A 13,552-nucleotide genomic window follows, 5' to 3' on the forward strand; every position below is an offset into this window, starting at 1 on the left:
GGCTCCTGCACAAAACCGCCTGTAGGCGCGGGCTTGCCAGCGAAAGCAGCGCCTCAGGCAGTACGCAACCTGTCCCGCACTTCCATCAGCGCATAGCCCAGCAGGTTCAGGCCGCGCCATTGCTCCGGCCGGCTGGCCTTGGCGTCCTCGGCGGCCAGGCCAATGCCCCAGATCCGGTCCACCGGGCTGGCTTCCACCAGCACCTGGTCCCGGGTGGACAGCAAGTACTCGCCCAGGGCCGAGTGCTGGCTGAACTTGGCCAGGTTGCCCTGGACCACGATGTCGAAGCGCGCCGCTTGCCATTGCGTGTCATCGAAACCACGAACCTCACGGCCCAGTTGCTTCACATCGGCGGGCGTCACGGCCTTGAGGATGCGCCCGTGGGTTTCCCGGTCGTCGAACAGCAGGGCCTTGCCGGCCATCATGAAGTGCTCGGCGCTGGGATAGTGGATGCCCTCGATCTCGAAACCGGCGGCAAACCACTGGCTGAAGCAACTCGGGGAAATGCGCCCGTCCCGGGTCGGCTGGTGCCCCCAGAACATCAGGTAGTCGGGCTTCAGGCCGTGCTTGATCTGTTCCAGCAACGCCTGGTTCGAGCGAATCGGTGTGTCCATGCTGACTCTCATTGTTGTCTGCTCAGGCCATTGGCTGGCCGGTCCGGTGGGCATTGTGTACCGAGAGCGAGAAACGGCGCCATTGGCTTGGCAATCGTTACGCTCAGCGTAACTATCCAACGCCGGGCTTGATTGATGACCCCAGGTTTCACTCCTATGGTGACTGCCACGACAGCGAACCCGTGGAGTGAGCATGACAACAATAATTTCCCCCGACGCGCGCTGGTCGCGGCGGCGCAGCGAAAAGCAGCGGCGCCTCGAGCAGGTGCGGGCCATCGCCGATGGCGTGGTGTTGCCGAGCGACAAGATCGTCGCCGCCCTGGAAGCCCTGATCCTGCCCGGCGACCGGGTGGTGCTGGAAGGCAACAACCAGAAGCAGGCGGACTTTCTCTCCCGCTCCCTGGCCAAGGCCGACCCGGCCAAGCTGCATGACCTGCACATGATCATGCCCAGCGTCGGTCGTTCCGAGCACCTGGACCTGTTCGAGCGTGGCATCGCCCGCAAGCTGGACTTCTCCTTCGCCGGCACCCAGAGCCTGCGCATCAGCCAGTTGCTGGAAGACGGGCTGCTGGAAATCGGCGCCATTCATACCTACATCGAACTCTATGCGCGGCTGGTGGTGGACCTGATCCCCAATGTGGTGCTGTCCGCCGGCTTCATGGCCGACCGCGCCGGCAACATCTACACCGGCCCCAGCACCGAGGACACCCCGGCACTGATCGAGCCGGCGGCCTTCAGCGACGGCATTGTCATCGTCCAGGTCAACCAGTTGGTGGATGACGTCAGCGAGCTGCCCCGGGTCGACATCCCCGCCTCCTGGGTCGACTTCGTGGTGGTGGCCGACAAGCCGTTCTACATCGAACCGCTGTTCACCCGCGATCCACGGCATATCAAGCCGGTGCACGTGCTGATGGCGATGATGGCGATCCGCGGCATCTACGAAAAACACAAGGTGCAGTCGCTGAACCACGGCATCGGTTTCAACACCGCGGCCATCGAGCTGATCCTGCCGACCTACGGCGAGTCCCTGGGGCTCAAGGGCAAGATCTGCCGCAACTGGACCCTCAATCCTCACCCGACCCTGATCCCGGCCATTGAAAGCGGCTGGGTGGAAAGCGTGCATTGCTTCGGCACCGAACTGGGCATGGAGAACTACATCGCCGCGCGTCCGGACGTGTTCTTCACCGGCCGCGACGGCTCGCTGCGGTCCAACCGGATGTTCTGTCAGCTGGCCGGGCAATACGCGGTGGACCTGTTTATCGGCGCCACCTTGCAGGTGGACGGCGACGGTCACTCTTCCACCGTGACCCGCGGCCGCCTGGCTGGTTTCGGCGGCGCACCGAACATGGGCCACGACCCACGCGGGCGGCGCCACGGCACTCCGGCCTGGCTCGATATGCGCCAGGATCAGAGCGATGCACCCCAGGCCATGCTCGAACGCGGCAAGAAGCTGGTGGTGCAGATGGTGGAAACCTTCCAGGAAGGCGGCAAACCGACCTTTGTCGAGACCCTGGATGCCGTGGAGGTGGCGCGCAAGAGCGGCATGCCCCTGGCGCCGATCATGATCTACGGCGACGACGTCACTCACCTGCTCACCGAGGAAGGCATCGCCTACCTGTACAAGGCCCGCTCCCTGGAAGAACGCCAGGCGATGATTGCCGCCGTGGCTGGGGTGACCGCCATCGGTTTGCGCCACAACCCCAAAGACACCGCGCGCATGCGCCGTGAAGGGCTGATCGCCTTGCCCGAAGACCTGGGCATCCGCCGGACCGACGCCAGCCGCGAGCTGCTGGCGGCGAAAAGCGTCGCCGATCTGGTGCAGTGGTCCGGTGGCTTGTACAACCCGCCCGCCAAGTTCAGGAGCTGGTAATGCACGCACTCAACCTGCAATCACAACCCCTGAGCCTGGCCGAACGCCTGGCGGACCTGGCGGTGGACGCGCTGATCGACGAGGCCGACCTGTCGCCCAAGCCGGCCCTGGTGGACCGCCGTGGCAATGGTGCCCATACCGATCTGCACCTGGGCTTGATGCACGCTTCGGCCCTGGCCCTGTGGCCGGCCTTCAAGGAGATGGCCGAAGCGGCGCTGGCGTTCGGTGAAGTCGGCCTGCCTCTGCGCGAAGCCCTGGGCCGCATCGGCCGCGAAGGCGAACAGGCCATGCTCGCCACCACGGCGGGGGTGAATACCCATCGTGGGGCGATCTGGGCCCTGGGCCTGCTGGTGGCCGCCGCCGCGCTGGAACCACGATCCACAGGTGCCGGCAGTGTTGCGCTGCGGGCTGCGCGCCTGGCCCTGCTGGAGGATCGCTATGCACCACGGCCCTTGAGTCATGGCGCCCAGGTGGCGCTGCGCTACGGCGTGCGCGGTGCTCGGGAAGAAGCCCAGCAAGGCTTCCCCGCGGTGCTGCAATGGGGGCTGCCACAGCTCAAGCGCAGCCGCGCCCAGGGCCATGGCGAACAGAACGCCCGACTCGATGCCTTGCTGGCGATCATGAGCCGTCTGGCGGATACCTGCGTGCTGTACCGCGCCGGTGAGCAAGGCTTGCAGGCCATGCAGCAGGGCGCCCAGGCGGTGCTCGATGCCGGTGGCAGCGCCAGCCTTGCCGGTCGTCGTCGTTTGCATGAGCTGGACCTGCAACTGTTGACCTTGAATGCCTCGCCCGGCGGTGCTGCTGATTTGCTGGCGGCCAGCCTGCTGTTGGACCGGATCGAATCCGCCGACGCCTTTATCCAGGGAGCGCTGTAATGGAAACCTTGTCTTTTCAATTCCCCGCCGGCCAGCCCGGCCGTGGCCGCGCCCTGGTGGGCTGTGTGGGCTCCGGCGACCTGGAAGTGCTGCTGGAGCCGGGTCAGCCCGGCACATTGACCATCCAGGTGCAGACTTCGGTAAACGGCAGCGCCGCCCGCTGGCAGCACCTGTTCGAGCGCATGTTCGACGGCCAGTTGCCGCCGGCGCTGCTGATCGACATCCATGATTTCGGCGCCACTCCCGGGGTGGTGCGCCTGCGCCTGGAACAGGGCTTCGAGGAGATCGGCCATGACTGACAGCGCACGTTTATTGAACAAGCACAGCTTCGTCGAGCTGGGTGCTCGGCAGCGGGCCCGGGCCTTGCTGGATGCCGGCAGTTTTCGCGAGCTGCTGGACCCTTTCCAGCGGGTCATGTCGCCCTGGCTGGCGCGTCAGGGCGTGGTGCCCCAGGCCGACGACGGCGTGGTGATCGCCAAGGGCAGCATCGCCGGTTTGCCGGTGGTGATTGCCGCCATCGAAGGCGCGTTCCAGGGCGGCAGCCTGGGTGAAGTGGGCGGGGCGAAGATCGCCGGAGCCCTGGAACTGGCTGCCGAGGACAACCGCAACGGCATCCCGACCTGTGCCGTGCTGCTGCTGGAAACCGGTGGCGTGCGCCTGCAGGAAGCCAACCTCGGGCTGGCGGCGATTGCCGACATCCATGCGGCGATTGTCGACCTGCGCCAGTACCAGCCGGTGATCGGCGTGGTGGCCGGCAGTGTCGGCTGTTTTGGCGGCATGTCGATTGCCGCCGGGCTGTGCAGTTATCTCGTGGTCACCCAGGAAGCGCGCCTGGGGCTCAACGGCCCGCAAGTGATCGAGCAGGAAGCCGGGCTTGAGGAGTACGACTCCCGGGATCGGCCGTTCATCTGGAGCCTGACCGGCGGCGAGCAGCGTTTTGCCAGCGGCCTGGTGGACCGTTACGTGGCCGACGACGTGGCGCAGATCCAGGCCCAGGTCCGCGAGTTGCTGGCCCTTGGCTTGCCCGAGCGGCAACGCAGCCGCGAGGCCGATCTGTACCTGCAACGCCTGGCCCGTTTGGACACCACGCCGCAAATCGATGCGGCGACGGTTCGCGATCTGTATCAAGGAGACCGCTCATGAGTGCTTGTTCTTTGCGGGGTTTGAACTGGTTCAACGCCTTGAGTGGCGGCGCCGCGCTGGTGGCCGGCCTGCCGCCGTCGCTGCGGGTGGCCGATGGTGAATTGGCGGGGCAACCGGTGCGTTTTATCGCCGTGGTGGCCGACCCGGAAAATCGCTTTCCCCGTGCCCGTCAGGGCGAGGTTGGATTACTGGAAGGCTGGGGCCTGGCCAAGGCCGTGGATGAGTTGATCGATGCCGACTGCGACCAGCCTCACAAGCGGGCGCTGCTCGCCATTGTCGATGTGCCGAGCCAGGCCTATGGCCGTCGCGAAGAGGCCCTGGGCATCCATCAGGCCCTCGCGGCGGCGGCCGACAGCTACGCCCGGGCGCGGCTGGCCGGGCACCCGGTGATTGCCCTGTTGGTGGGCAAGGCCATGTCCGGAGCCTTTCTGGCCCACGGTTATCAGGCCAACCGCTTGATCGCCCTGCGCGATCCCGGGGTGATGGTGCATGCCATGGGCAAGGCCTCGGCGGCGCGGGTCACCCTGCGCAGTGTCGAGGAACTGGAAGCCCTGGCCGCCAGCGTGCCGCCCATGGCCTATGACATCGGCAGCTACGCCAGTCTCGGGCTGCTCTGGGAAAGCGTATCGGTGCGGCAGATTGAACAGCCGGCAGTGGAGGATCTGGCGGTCGTCGAGGAATGCCTGTTGGCGGCGATTGCCGACGTGCGGGCCAAAGGTGTCGATCTGAGCTGCCGTCTGGGGGCGTCGAACCGGGCGGCGTCGAGCCGGGTTCGCCAATTGCTGCGGGAACAGTGGTGAACGGCCTCGGCCCCTGGCTGCCCCACGACTTGCTGTGGGGCATGACCCCGGCGCAGTTGGCCGCCGATGCGCCGGATTGGGCCTTTGCCGTGCTGGAGGCCGGGCAGCCGGTGGTGGTGCGGCGGGCGCTGACGGCGCCGGGGCAGATTGCTGTCGGCCTGCGCGGTCGCACCCGTGAGCAGCGCTACCCGGCTGTGCTGGCGTTGGAGTCGGTGCAGCGTGGGGTACATCCCGAGGCGCTGTGCCGGATGTCCGGCTCGCGCTCATTGCCGGCGCTTCGGGCGTTGCAGCAGTTACGCGGCGAGCTGGATGCCCTGGGCCTGGTCTGGGGCGTCAGCGGCAGCGCCGGTTTTGAGTTGGCCTGTGGGATTGCCGCGCTGCATCAGCACAGCGACCTGGACCTGATCCTGCGCACGCCGGAACCTTTTTCCCGGGCTCAGGCCCGCGAGTTGCTGGCCCTGCTGGAGTGCGCCGAGTGCCCGGTGGATCTGCAATTGCAGGTGCCGGCCGGCGCTCTGGCCCTGCGGGAATGGGCGGGAACGGCGCCTCGGGTGCTGCTCAAGAGTGCCGGGGGCGCACGCTTGGTCAGCGACCCCTGGTGCGCGCTGGAGCAAGCGGCATGAGCAGCTTGCTGGTGTTTCCGGGCCAGGGCGCGCAGCAGCCGGGGATGCTCCAGCGTTTGCCGCCAAGCCCTGAAATCCGCGCCTGCCTGGACGAGGCCAGCGAAGTGCTGGGCGAGGATGTGCTGACCCTGGATTCGCCCCAGGCCCTGGCCAGCACACGGGCCGTGCAGTTGTGCCTGTTGATCGCTGGCGTGGCCTGTGCCCGGACCCTGCTGCAAGCGCCGGTCAAGGCGGACTATGTGGCGGGCTTGTCCATCGGCGCCTACCCGGCGGCGGTGGTGGCCGGGGCCCTGGGGTTTGCCGATGCGTTGCGACTGGTGAGCCTGCGTGGCCAGTTGATGCAGCAAGCCTATCCGCAGGGCTATGGCATGACCGCATTGATCGGCCTGGATCTGGCGCAGGTGGAGGGGTTGCTGGCCCAGGTCCACAGCCCGCAAACGCCGGTGTACCTGGCCAATATCAACGCCGACAGCCAAGTGGTGATCGCCGGCAGCGATGCGGCGATGCATGCCGTGGCCGAGCTGGCCCGGGGGTGTGGAGTCGGCGTGGCCAAGCGTCTGGCGGTCAGCGTGCCGTCCCATTGCCCGTTGCTGGAACAACCGGCCCAGATCCTGGCCGCCGCTTTTGCCGAAGTGCCCTTGCAGGTGCCCGCCCTGGGTTATCTGAGCGGCAGTCGGGCCCGACCGTTGCGCACGGTGGAACAGGTGCGCGATGACCTGGCGTTCAACATGTGCCGGGTGGTGGACTGGCGCGGCACCGTGCAAAGCACCTACGAGCGCGGGGTGCGCCTGCAGATCGAACTGCCACCCGGCGCGGTACTCACCGGGTTGGCCCGCCGGGTGTTTGCCCAGGGGACGGTGATCGCCTTCGACGGCGCGCGCCTGGACACCTTGCAGGCGCTGATGCGTGAGGAGGGAAGCCGCGACCGATAGAGCACCGACTCAGGCTGACGAAGCACAAGAACAACAACTTCGACGATGCACTTTGAGGACAACAACAATGATTATCTACGGTGTGGCCTTCCTGGCCTTTTGTACCCTGGTGGGTATTTTCATCGGTGAGCTGCTGGGCAAATTGATCGGCGTGCCGGCCAATGTCGGCGGCGTCGGTATTGCCATGCTGCTGTTGATCGGCCTGGGCAGCTACCTGCACAAGCGCGGCTTGTTCGCCGGCAAGTCCGAGCAGGGCGTGGAGTTCTGGGGCGCGGTGTACATCCCCATCGTGGTGGCCATGGCCGCCCAGCAAAACGTGTATGGCGCGCTCAAGGGCGGGCCGATGGCGATCCTCGCGGGCACCCTGGCGGTGGTGATCGCCTTTGCCCTGGTGCCGGTGCTGGTGCGCATCGGCAACAAGGCGCCGGATGCGGCCGTTGCTCAGAAAACAGCGGGGTAAGGGCCATGTACGAATCGATGATGAAGGTCATTACCGGCTACGGGCTGATCAGCGGTTTTGCAGTGATCGGAATCACCATGTGGGTCTCCTACTGGATCTCCAACACCTTTACCAAGGGCCGCCTGCATGGCTCGGCCATCGCCATTCTGCTGGGGCTGGTGCTGTCCTACGTGGGCGGCGCCTTCACCGGTGGGCAGAAGGGCGTGGTGGATATCCCGCTGCTCTCGGGCATCGGCTTGTTGGGCGGAGCGATGCTGCGGGACTTCGCGATTGTCGCCACCGCCTTCGGTGTCAGTGTCGAGGAGCTCAAGCGCGCCGGATTCGTAGGGGTGCTGGCGCTGTTCGTCGGGGTTGGCTCGTCCTTTGTGGCGGGAGTGGGGGTGGCCATGGCGTTTGGTTACACCGATGCGGTGAGCCTGACCACCATTGGCGCCGGGGCGGTGACTTACATCGTCGGGCCGGTGACTGGCGCAGCCATCGGCGCCAGCTCCGAGGTCATGGCGCTGTCGATTGCCGCGGGGTTGATCAAGGCGATTCTGGTGATGGTGATGACACCCTTCGTGGCACCGCTGATCGGCCTCAACAACCCGCGCAGCGCGGTGATCTTCGGCGGTTTGATGGGCACTTCCAGCGGTGTCGCCGGGGGCCTGGCGGCCACCGATCCGAAGCTGGTGCCCTATGGTTGCCTGACGGCGGCGTTCTACACGGCCCTGGGCTGCCTGCTGGGGCCGTCGCTGCTGTTCCTGCTGATGCGTGGCCTGCTGGGCGCGTAGGCGCCGGCTTGCCGGCGAAGGGGCCTTTGAGACGTGCACAGGTCTTATGGACGCCTTCGCTGGCAAGCCAGCTCCTACGGCGGGTTGCGGTGTTGCCAATGACGCGTTTTGGCAGGAACCGGCTTCCTACGTGATTTGCCGATTGGCGTACATCCGGCATTCGGCCAACAGTGCCAACAGGTTCGGGTCGCGTTCCTTGGCCTTGAGAAACACCACGCCGATATGTTGCTGCAGGCGGTAGCGCGCCTGCAGCGGTATCAGTTTCACGCGGTTCTCGTAGACGGCCGCGATCCTCCCCGGCAGCAACGCGTAACCCACCCCTGAGCTGACCATGCTCAGTAAGGTGAAGATGTCGTTGACCTGCATCGCTACCTTGGGTTCGAACCCCGCCTGCTTGAACACCCGCACCCCATCCTGATGAGTGGCAAAGCCTTGGGTCAGGGTGATGAAGGTGGCATCGCGCACGTCGGCCAGGTCCACTTCACGCTGCTGGGCGAAGGGCGAATCGGCGGGAGTGGCAAGGAAAATGTCGTCGGAAAACAGCGGCAGTTGTTCACAGTCCGGGTCGTTGACGCTGTCGTCCAGGGAAATCAGGATGGCGTCCACTTCCATGTTCTTGAGCTTGTACAGCAGGTCGATGTTGGAGCCCAGGATCAGGTCGATGTTCAGTTCGCTGCGGCGCAGCTTCAGGCCCATGATCAGCTGCGGCACGGTTTTCACCGTCAGCGAATAAAGCGCGCCGAGCTTGAAACGTTCTGCGGAAAAGCCCGCCGCTTCACGGGTCAAACGCACGCTCTCGACCACGTCCTGGACCAGCTTCTGGGCGCGTTCTTCGAGGACGAAGGCGCTTTCCAGCGGCGTCAGGTTGCGCCCCTCATGCTTGAACAGCGGGCAGCGCAGAGCGTTTTCCAGGGAGTGGATGGCGCGGTGCACGCTGACATTGCTGGTCTGCAACTCGGCGGCAGCGCGGGCCAGATTGCCGGTGCGCATGAAGGCCAGAAACACTTCGAGCTTTTTCAGGGTCAACTCTTCGTCGATGAGCATGGACTGGCCTCGGCTGATGAGGGGCTGATAATGCCCGATGAGTCAGGGCGTGGCCGCTGGTTTTTTATTGGCCGTGCCCCAATAGACATGTTGCGCTTTCAAGCTGCAGGCCTGAGCCTTGCGTGTTTTTTCAATGTTTCAAGGGTGAGCGACAGATGTATCACGGAGAAAGATTCAACGCCTGGACCCACTTGCTGGGTGCGATCGCCGCGTTTGTCGGCGGGATCTGGCTGGTGGTGCTGGCCAGCCTCGATGGCGACCCGTGGAAGATCGTCGGTGTGGCGATCTATTCCTTCACCTTGCTGGTGCTCTACAGCGTGTCCACGGTCTACCACAGCGTGCGTGGGCGGGCCAAAGGCATCATGCAGAAGGTCGATCACTTTTCCATCTATCTGCTGATTGCCGGCAGCTACACCCCCTTCTGCCTGGTGACCCTGCGCGGGCCCTGGGGCTGGACCCTGTTCGGGATTGTCTGGGGGTTGGCGCTGATTGGCATCCTGCAGGAGATCAAGCCGCGTTCCGAGGCGCGAATTCTGTCCATCGTGATCTACGCAGTCATGGGCTGGATCGTGCTGGTGGCGGTCAAGCCGCTGCTGGCGGCTTTGGGCCCCGCCGGTTTTGCCTGGCTGGCCTCGGGTGGCGTGCTGTACACCGTGGGCATCATCTTCTTTGCCCTGGATAGCCGCCTGCGTCATGCCCATGGCATCTGGCACCTGTTTGTGATCGCCGGCAGTCTGCTGCACTTCATCGCCATCCTGTTCTACGTCCTATAAGGGGTGGTCCAGCTGGGCCTGGGCCTGGTGGGCGAAGATCTCCAACAGGCTGGCCAGGGTGTGGGGCGGTGGTTCGGCGGCGCGGGTCACGGCGTACAGGGTGATGGGCAGCGGCGGGCTCAGGGGGCGGATGGCGGTGCTGGCGGTTGACGCGCCCAGGGCGGTGAACGGGTCGATCAGCGCCAACCCGGCGCCGGATTCGACCATGGCCCGGGCCAGGGAATAGGTCTGTACGGCAATGCTGATCCGCGGCGGCGGTTCCACGGCCTTGAGGTAGCTGTCGAGCCGGGCCGACAGCGGGTCGCTGCTGCTCAGGCCAATCAGTGGTGCATCCGCCAATTCCATCAACGCCAGCGGCTGGCCGCGCATGGCGGGCGGCCAGTAGTCCTGCGGGGCCAGGGCCACCAGCACGCCCTCGGCCAGGGGCTGTGCACAGAGCCCGGGGTGGTCCGGGCGCTGCAGGGTCAGGGCCACATCGATTTCCCGCATCAGCAGGTTCTGCACCAGTTCGCGGCTATGGGCGCTGGACAGTTCGCACAGGCTGTCCGGGTAGCGGCGGGTCCATTCGCTGATGGCCGGCGGCAGCAGTGCCAGGGCCAGGGCCGGGGTGGCGCCGATGCGCAGGCTCTGGCCCGGCGCCCGGCGCAGGTTCTGCGCCAGCCGCCTGACCCCTTGCAGGCTTTCGCTGACCTTGTCCACTTCCCGCTCCAGCTCCAGGGCTTCGGGCGTGGGTTGCAACTTGCCCCGTACCCGCAGGAACAACGGAAAACCCAGTTGCAGTTCGGCGTGCTGCAGGACCTTGCTCACTGCCGGCTGGGAGACGTGCAGCAGCTGCGCGGCGCCGCTGATGGAGCCGGTCTGGCGAATGGCCTGGAAGATTTCGATGTGACGCAGTCGCATGGGTAGTCCATAACCTTTGTTTATGGGTGGTCCATCTTTATTCATTGTTCGGCGCCTGTCACCTGCCCCTAACCTTGCGCCATTCAACAAGCGGTCGGGGACAGTCATGAGTCAGCGGGTTTGCATCATCGGCGGTGGCGTCATTGGCCTGGCCAGCGCCTATGCCCTGGTTCGCCAGGGCCTGGAAGTGACGCTGGTGGAGGCCCAGGATGCCCTCGGCAGCCAGACCAGCTTCGCCAATGGCGGGCAGTTGTCCTATCGCTATGTAGCGCCCCTGGCCGATGCCGGTGTGCCTTGGCAGGCCCTGGGCTGGATGCTCAAGGGCGACTCGCCGCTCAAGCTGCGCCCGCGCCTGGACCCGGCGCAATGGCGTTGGTTGGCGGGGTTTCTCGGCGCCTGCCGGCATTCGGTGAACCAGCGCAATGCTGCTCATCTGCTGCGCCTGGCGCTGCTCAGCCAGAGCACGATGCAGAGCTGGCGCGAGGACGACGGCTTGGCGGGCTTCGACTGGCGGCGCAATGGCAAGCTGGTGACCTTTCGTGAGCGTGGCAGCTTCGACCACGCTCGGCACAACCTCGCGGACCGCCGCCAGCAGCAGGTGTTGTCGGCCGCCGAGTGCGCGGCGCTGGAACCGACCCTGGGCGACGCGCCCTTTGTCGGCGGCATCCACACCCCCGACGAGGAAGTGGCCGATTGTCATGGCTTCTGCCAGCAGTTGGCGGCGCGGCTGCGGGCTTCCGGGCGTTGCGAGATTCTCCTGGGCCAGCGGGTTCGGGGCATTCATCACCAGGGCGACCGGGTGCAGGCCATCGATCTGGGCGACCGGCTCTTACCGGTGGAGCACCTGGTGCTGGCGGCCGGTCACCGCAGCGCCGAGCTGCGCCTGCCCGGGCTCAAGCTGCCCCTGTATCCGCTCAAGGGCTATAGCCTCAGCGTGCCCATCGGTCCTGAGCACCGCGCACCGGATATCAGCATCACCGACTACAACCGCAAGATCGTCTACGCCCGGATCGGCCAGCAGTTGCGGGTGGCGGCCATGGTCGACATCGTCGGCTTCGATCCGTCCCCGGACCCGGCTCGGCTGGCCTTGATGCGGCGTCAGGCCGAGCAGACCTTCGCCGCCGCCGGTGATTATGCGGCGGCCAGCGAATGGGCCGGGATGCGTCCCGCCACTCCCAGCGGCGTGCCGCTGATCGGCGCCACCGCTTATCGCAATCTGTGGCTCAACCTTGGTCACGGCGCGCTGGGATTCACCCTGGCCTGTGGCAGTGGCCAGCTGCTGGGCGAACTGATTGGCCAGCGTTCCACCAGCATCGACATGCAGGGCCTGGCGCCCCGCGTCGCCTGAACGTTCAACAGGAGTCTTCAGATGAGTATCCAGCGTATCCACAGCAACCATCGCCTCAGCGGTGCCGTCACCTTTGCCGGACTGGTGTTCCTTTCCGGCCAGGTGCCGGGGGCCAGCAGCGACATCGGCGGCCAGACCCGGGAGGTCCTGGAGAAGATCGACGCCTTGCTGGCCGAGGCGGGCAGCGACAAGGATCATCTCTTGAGCGCGACGATCTACCTCAAGGACATCCAGGCCGATTTCGCGGTGATGAACGAAGTCTGGTCGGCCTGGCTGTCCCCCGGGCAGGCGCCGGCGCGCACGACCTTGCAGGCGGCCCTGGCGCGCCCGCAGATCCTCGTCGAAATCAGCGTCATCGCTGCTCGCCGCTGAATCACCTCTACCCACAACGGAGAATAACAATGCATAAGATCACGTTGCTCGGCTGCACCCTGGGGCTGTTGTTCAGCGCCGTTTCCCAGGCCAACGAGGCGCCCCTGGATGGCACCCTGGCCAAGATCGCCAATAGCTCCAGTATTACCTTAGGTTATCGCGATGCCTCGGTGCCCTTTTCCTACGTCGGCGACAACAGCGGCCAGCCCATGGGCTATTCGGTGGAGCTGGCGGGCAAGGTGGTGGAGCGCATCCAGCAGCAGTTGCACCTGCCCAAGCTGAAGGTGAAGTACAACCTGGTGACGTCCCAGACGCGCATTCCCCTGGTGCAGAACGGCACCGTGGATCTGGAGTGCGGTTCCACCGGCGTGACAGCCGAGCGGCAGAAGCAGGTGGCGTTTTCCTACGGTTTTATCTACGTCAAAGGGCAACTCTTGACCGCCAAGGACAGCGGGATCAAAAGCTTCGCCGATCTGCGGGGCAAGAACGTGGTGACCACGGCGGGGACCACCAACGAGCGGTTTCTCAAGAGCTACAACGTCGAGCACAAGATCGACATGTTCGTGATCAGCGCCAAGGACCACGGCGAGGCATTCCAGATGCTGCAGTCGGGGCGTGCGGCGGCGTTCTACATGGATGATGCGCTGCTCTACGGCGAACGGGCCAAGGCGCGGGACCCGCACAATTGGGTGGTGGTGGGGGAGGAGCAGTCGCGGGAGATCTACAGCTGCATGGTGCGCAAGGATGACCCGCAATTCCTGGCCCTGGTGAATGGGGTCCTGGCGGATCTGTATCGCAGTGGCGAGATCAACGGCATCTACCAGCGCTGGTTCCAGCAGCCGATTCCGCCCAAGGGCCTGAACCTGGAGTTCCCCATGACTGCCGAGCTGAAGGCGATCATCGCCCAGCCCACCAGCGACCCGGTGCAATAACCGGCTGTTGCGCCGCCACCTGTAGGAGCCGGCTGCCGGCGAAGGGTCTTTGATACGTGTACGGGACTGATGGGCGCCTTCGCTGGCAAGCCA

Annotated in this window: 16 protein-coding genes; 13 read left to right on the forward strand and 3 right to left on the reverse strand. The window is 65.5% G+C overall.

Annotated features, from left to right (window positions below; translation table 11 throughout):
• Positions 1-53: 53 nt before the first annotated feature.
• Positions 54-614, reverse strand: coding sequence for an NADAR family protein (locus tag J5M73_RS02770; protein WP_102862065.1), 561 nt, complete (start codon positions 612-614; stop codon positions 54-56).
• 193 nt (positions 615-807) lie between these two features.
• Here J5M73_RS02770 and mdcA point away from each other — a divergent pair, with 193 nt between their 5' ends.
• The 9 genes from mdcA to madM all read left to right on the forward strand — a co-directional run bounded on the left by mdcA (position 808) and on the right by madM (position 8,090).
• Positions 808-2,484 carry a malonate decarboxylase subunit alpha gene (gene mdcA / locus J5M73_RS02775; RefSeq protein ID WP_102862064.1) on the forward strand — a complete coding sequence of 559 codons (1,677 nt, stop codon included), beginning with the start codon at positions 808-810 and terminating at the stop codon, positions 2,482-2,484.
• A complete protein-coding gene (locus J5M73_RS02780; RefSeq protein WP_207814992.1) occupies positions 2,484-3,359 on the forward strand; it encodes a triphosphoribosyl-dephospho-CoA synthase in 876 nt (291 codons plus the stop codon). Before mdcA ends, J5M73_RS02780 begins: the two co-directional genes overlap by 1 nt.
• On the forward strand, positions 3,359-3,658 hold the full coding sequence (locus tag J5M73_RS02785) for a malonate decarboxylase subunit delta (protein WP_102862062.1): 300 nt from the start codon (positions 3,359-3,361) through the stop codon (positions 3,656-3,658). The genes J5M73_RS02780 and J5M73_RS02785 overlap by 1 nt, the downstream gene beginning before the upstream one ends.
• A complete protein-coding gene (locus J5M73_RS02790) occupies positions 3,651-4,502 on the forward strand; it encodes a biotin-independent malonate decarboxylase subunit beta (protein WP_102862061.1) in 852 nt (283 codons plus the stop codon). The genes J5M73_RS02785 and J5M73_RS02790 overlap by 8 nt, the downstream gene beginning before the upstream one ends.
• The gene (gene mdcE, locus J5M73_RS02795) at positions 4,499-5,302 is read left to right on the forward strand and encodes a biotin-independent malonate decarboxylase subunit gamma (protein ID WP_102862060.1); all 804 of its coding nucleotides are present in this window, start codon (positions 4,499-4,501) and stop codon (positions 5,300-5,302) included. The genes J5M73_RS02790 and mdcE overlap by 4 nt, the downstream gene beginning before the upstream one ends.
• Positions 5,299-5,925 (forward strand): malonate decarboxylase holo-ACP synthase, encoded by a 627-nt coding sequence (locus tag J5M73_RS02800; protein WP_102862059.1) that lies wholly within the window; start codon positions 5,299-5,301, stop codon positions 5,923-5,925. The genes mdcE and J5M73_RS02800 overlap by 4 nt, the downstream gene beginning before the upstream one ends.
• Entirely contained in the window at positions 5,922-6,857 is a 936-nt protein-coding gene (mdcH, locus tag J5M73_RS02805) for a malonate decarboxylase subunit epsilon (RefSeq protein ID WP_102862058.1), read from the forward strand. Before J5M73_RS02800 ends, mdcH begins: the two co-directional genes overlap by 4 nt.
• Positions 6,858-6,924: 67 nt before the next feature.
• Positions 6,925-7,317 carry a malonate transporter subunit MadL gene (madL, locus tag J5M73_RS02810; protein ID WP_047306475.1) on the forward strand — a complete coding sequence of 131 codons (393 nt, stop codon included), beginning with the start codon at positions 6,925-6,927 and terminating at the stop codon, positions 7,315-7,317.
• A gap of 5 nt (positions 7,318-7,322) precedes the next feature.
• Positions 7,323-8,090, forward strand: a complete 768-nt coding sequence (gene madM / locus J5M73_RS02815; protein WP_016968745.1) for a malonate transporter subunit MadM — start codon at positions 7,323-7,325, stop codon at positions 8,088-8,090.
• Positions 8,091-8,216: 126 nt separating this feature from the next.
• On the opposite strand, the gene J5M73_RS02820 is transcribed toward madM, so the two are convergent.
• Positions 8,217-9,134, reverse strand: coding sequence for a LysR substrate-binding domain-containing protein (locus J5M73_RS02820; RefSeq protein WP_047306474.1), 918 nt, complete (start codon positions 9,132-9,134; stop codon positions 8,217-8,219).
• Positions 9,135-9,289: 155 nt separating this feature from the next.
• Here J5M73_RS02820 and J5M73_RS02825 point away from each other — a divergent pair, with 155 nt between their 5' ends.
• A complete protein-coding gene (locus J5M73_RS02825; RefSeq protein WP_102862057.1) occupies positions 9,290-9,907 on the forward strand; it encodes a hemolysin III family protein in 618 nt (205 codons plus the stop codon).
• On the opposite strand, the gene J5M73_RS02830 is transcribed toward J5M73_RS02825, so the two are convergent.
• The gene (locus J5M73_RS02830) at positions 9,902-10,807 is read right to left on the reverse strand and encodes a LysR family transcriptional regulator (protein WP_102862056.1); all 906 of its coding nucleotides are present in this window, start codon (positions 10,805-10,807) and stop codon (positions 9,902-9,904) included. The genes J5M73_RS02825 and J5M73_RS02830 overlap by 6 nt on opposite strands.
• A gap of 106 nt (positions 10,808-10,913) precedes the next feature.
• On the opposite strand from J5M73_RS02830, the gene J5M73_RS02835 reads away from it, so the two are divergent.
• Genes J5M73_RS02835 through J5M73_RS02845 form a run of 3 tightly spaced genes read left to right on the forward strand, consistent with a single transcriptional unit; the run spans position 10,914 to position 13,459 of the window.
• Positions 10,914-12,155: a D-amino acid dehydrogenase gene (locus tag J5M73_RS02835; RefSeq protein WP_207814994.1), complete on the forward strand. Its 1,242-nt coding sequence runs from the start codon at positions 10,914-10,916 to the stop codon at positions 12,153-12,155.
• A 21-nt stretch (positions 12,156-12,176) separates the two neighbouring features.
• On the forward strand, positions 12,177-12,527 hold the full coding sequence (locus J5M73_RS02840) for a RidA family protein (protein WP_102862054.1): 351 nt from the start codon (positions 12,177-12,179) through the stop codon (positions 12,525-12,527).
• A gap of 29 nt (positions 12,528-12,556) precedes the next feature.
• Complete coding sequence (locus J5M73_RS02845; RefSeq protein WP_102862053.1) at positions 12,557-13,459, forward strand: transporter substrate-binding domain-containing protein; 903 nt, start codon at positions 12,557-12,559, stop codon at positions 13,457-13,459.
• The last annotated feature ends 93 nt before the right edge of the window (positions 13,460-13,552 follow it).

Source organism: Pseudomonas sp. 50_B (assembly GCF_017491625.1).
Taxonomy (GTDB): Bacteria; Pseudomonadota; Gammaproteobacteria; order Pseudomonadales; family Pseudomonadaceae; genus Aquipseudomonas; species Aquipseudomonas danubii.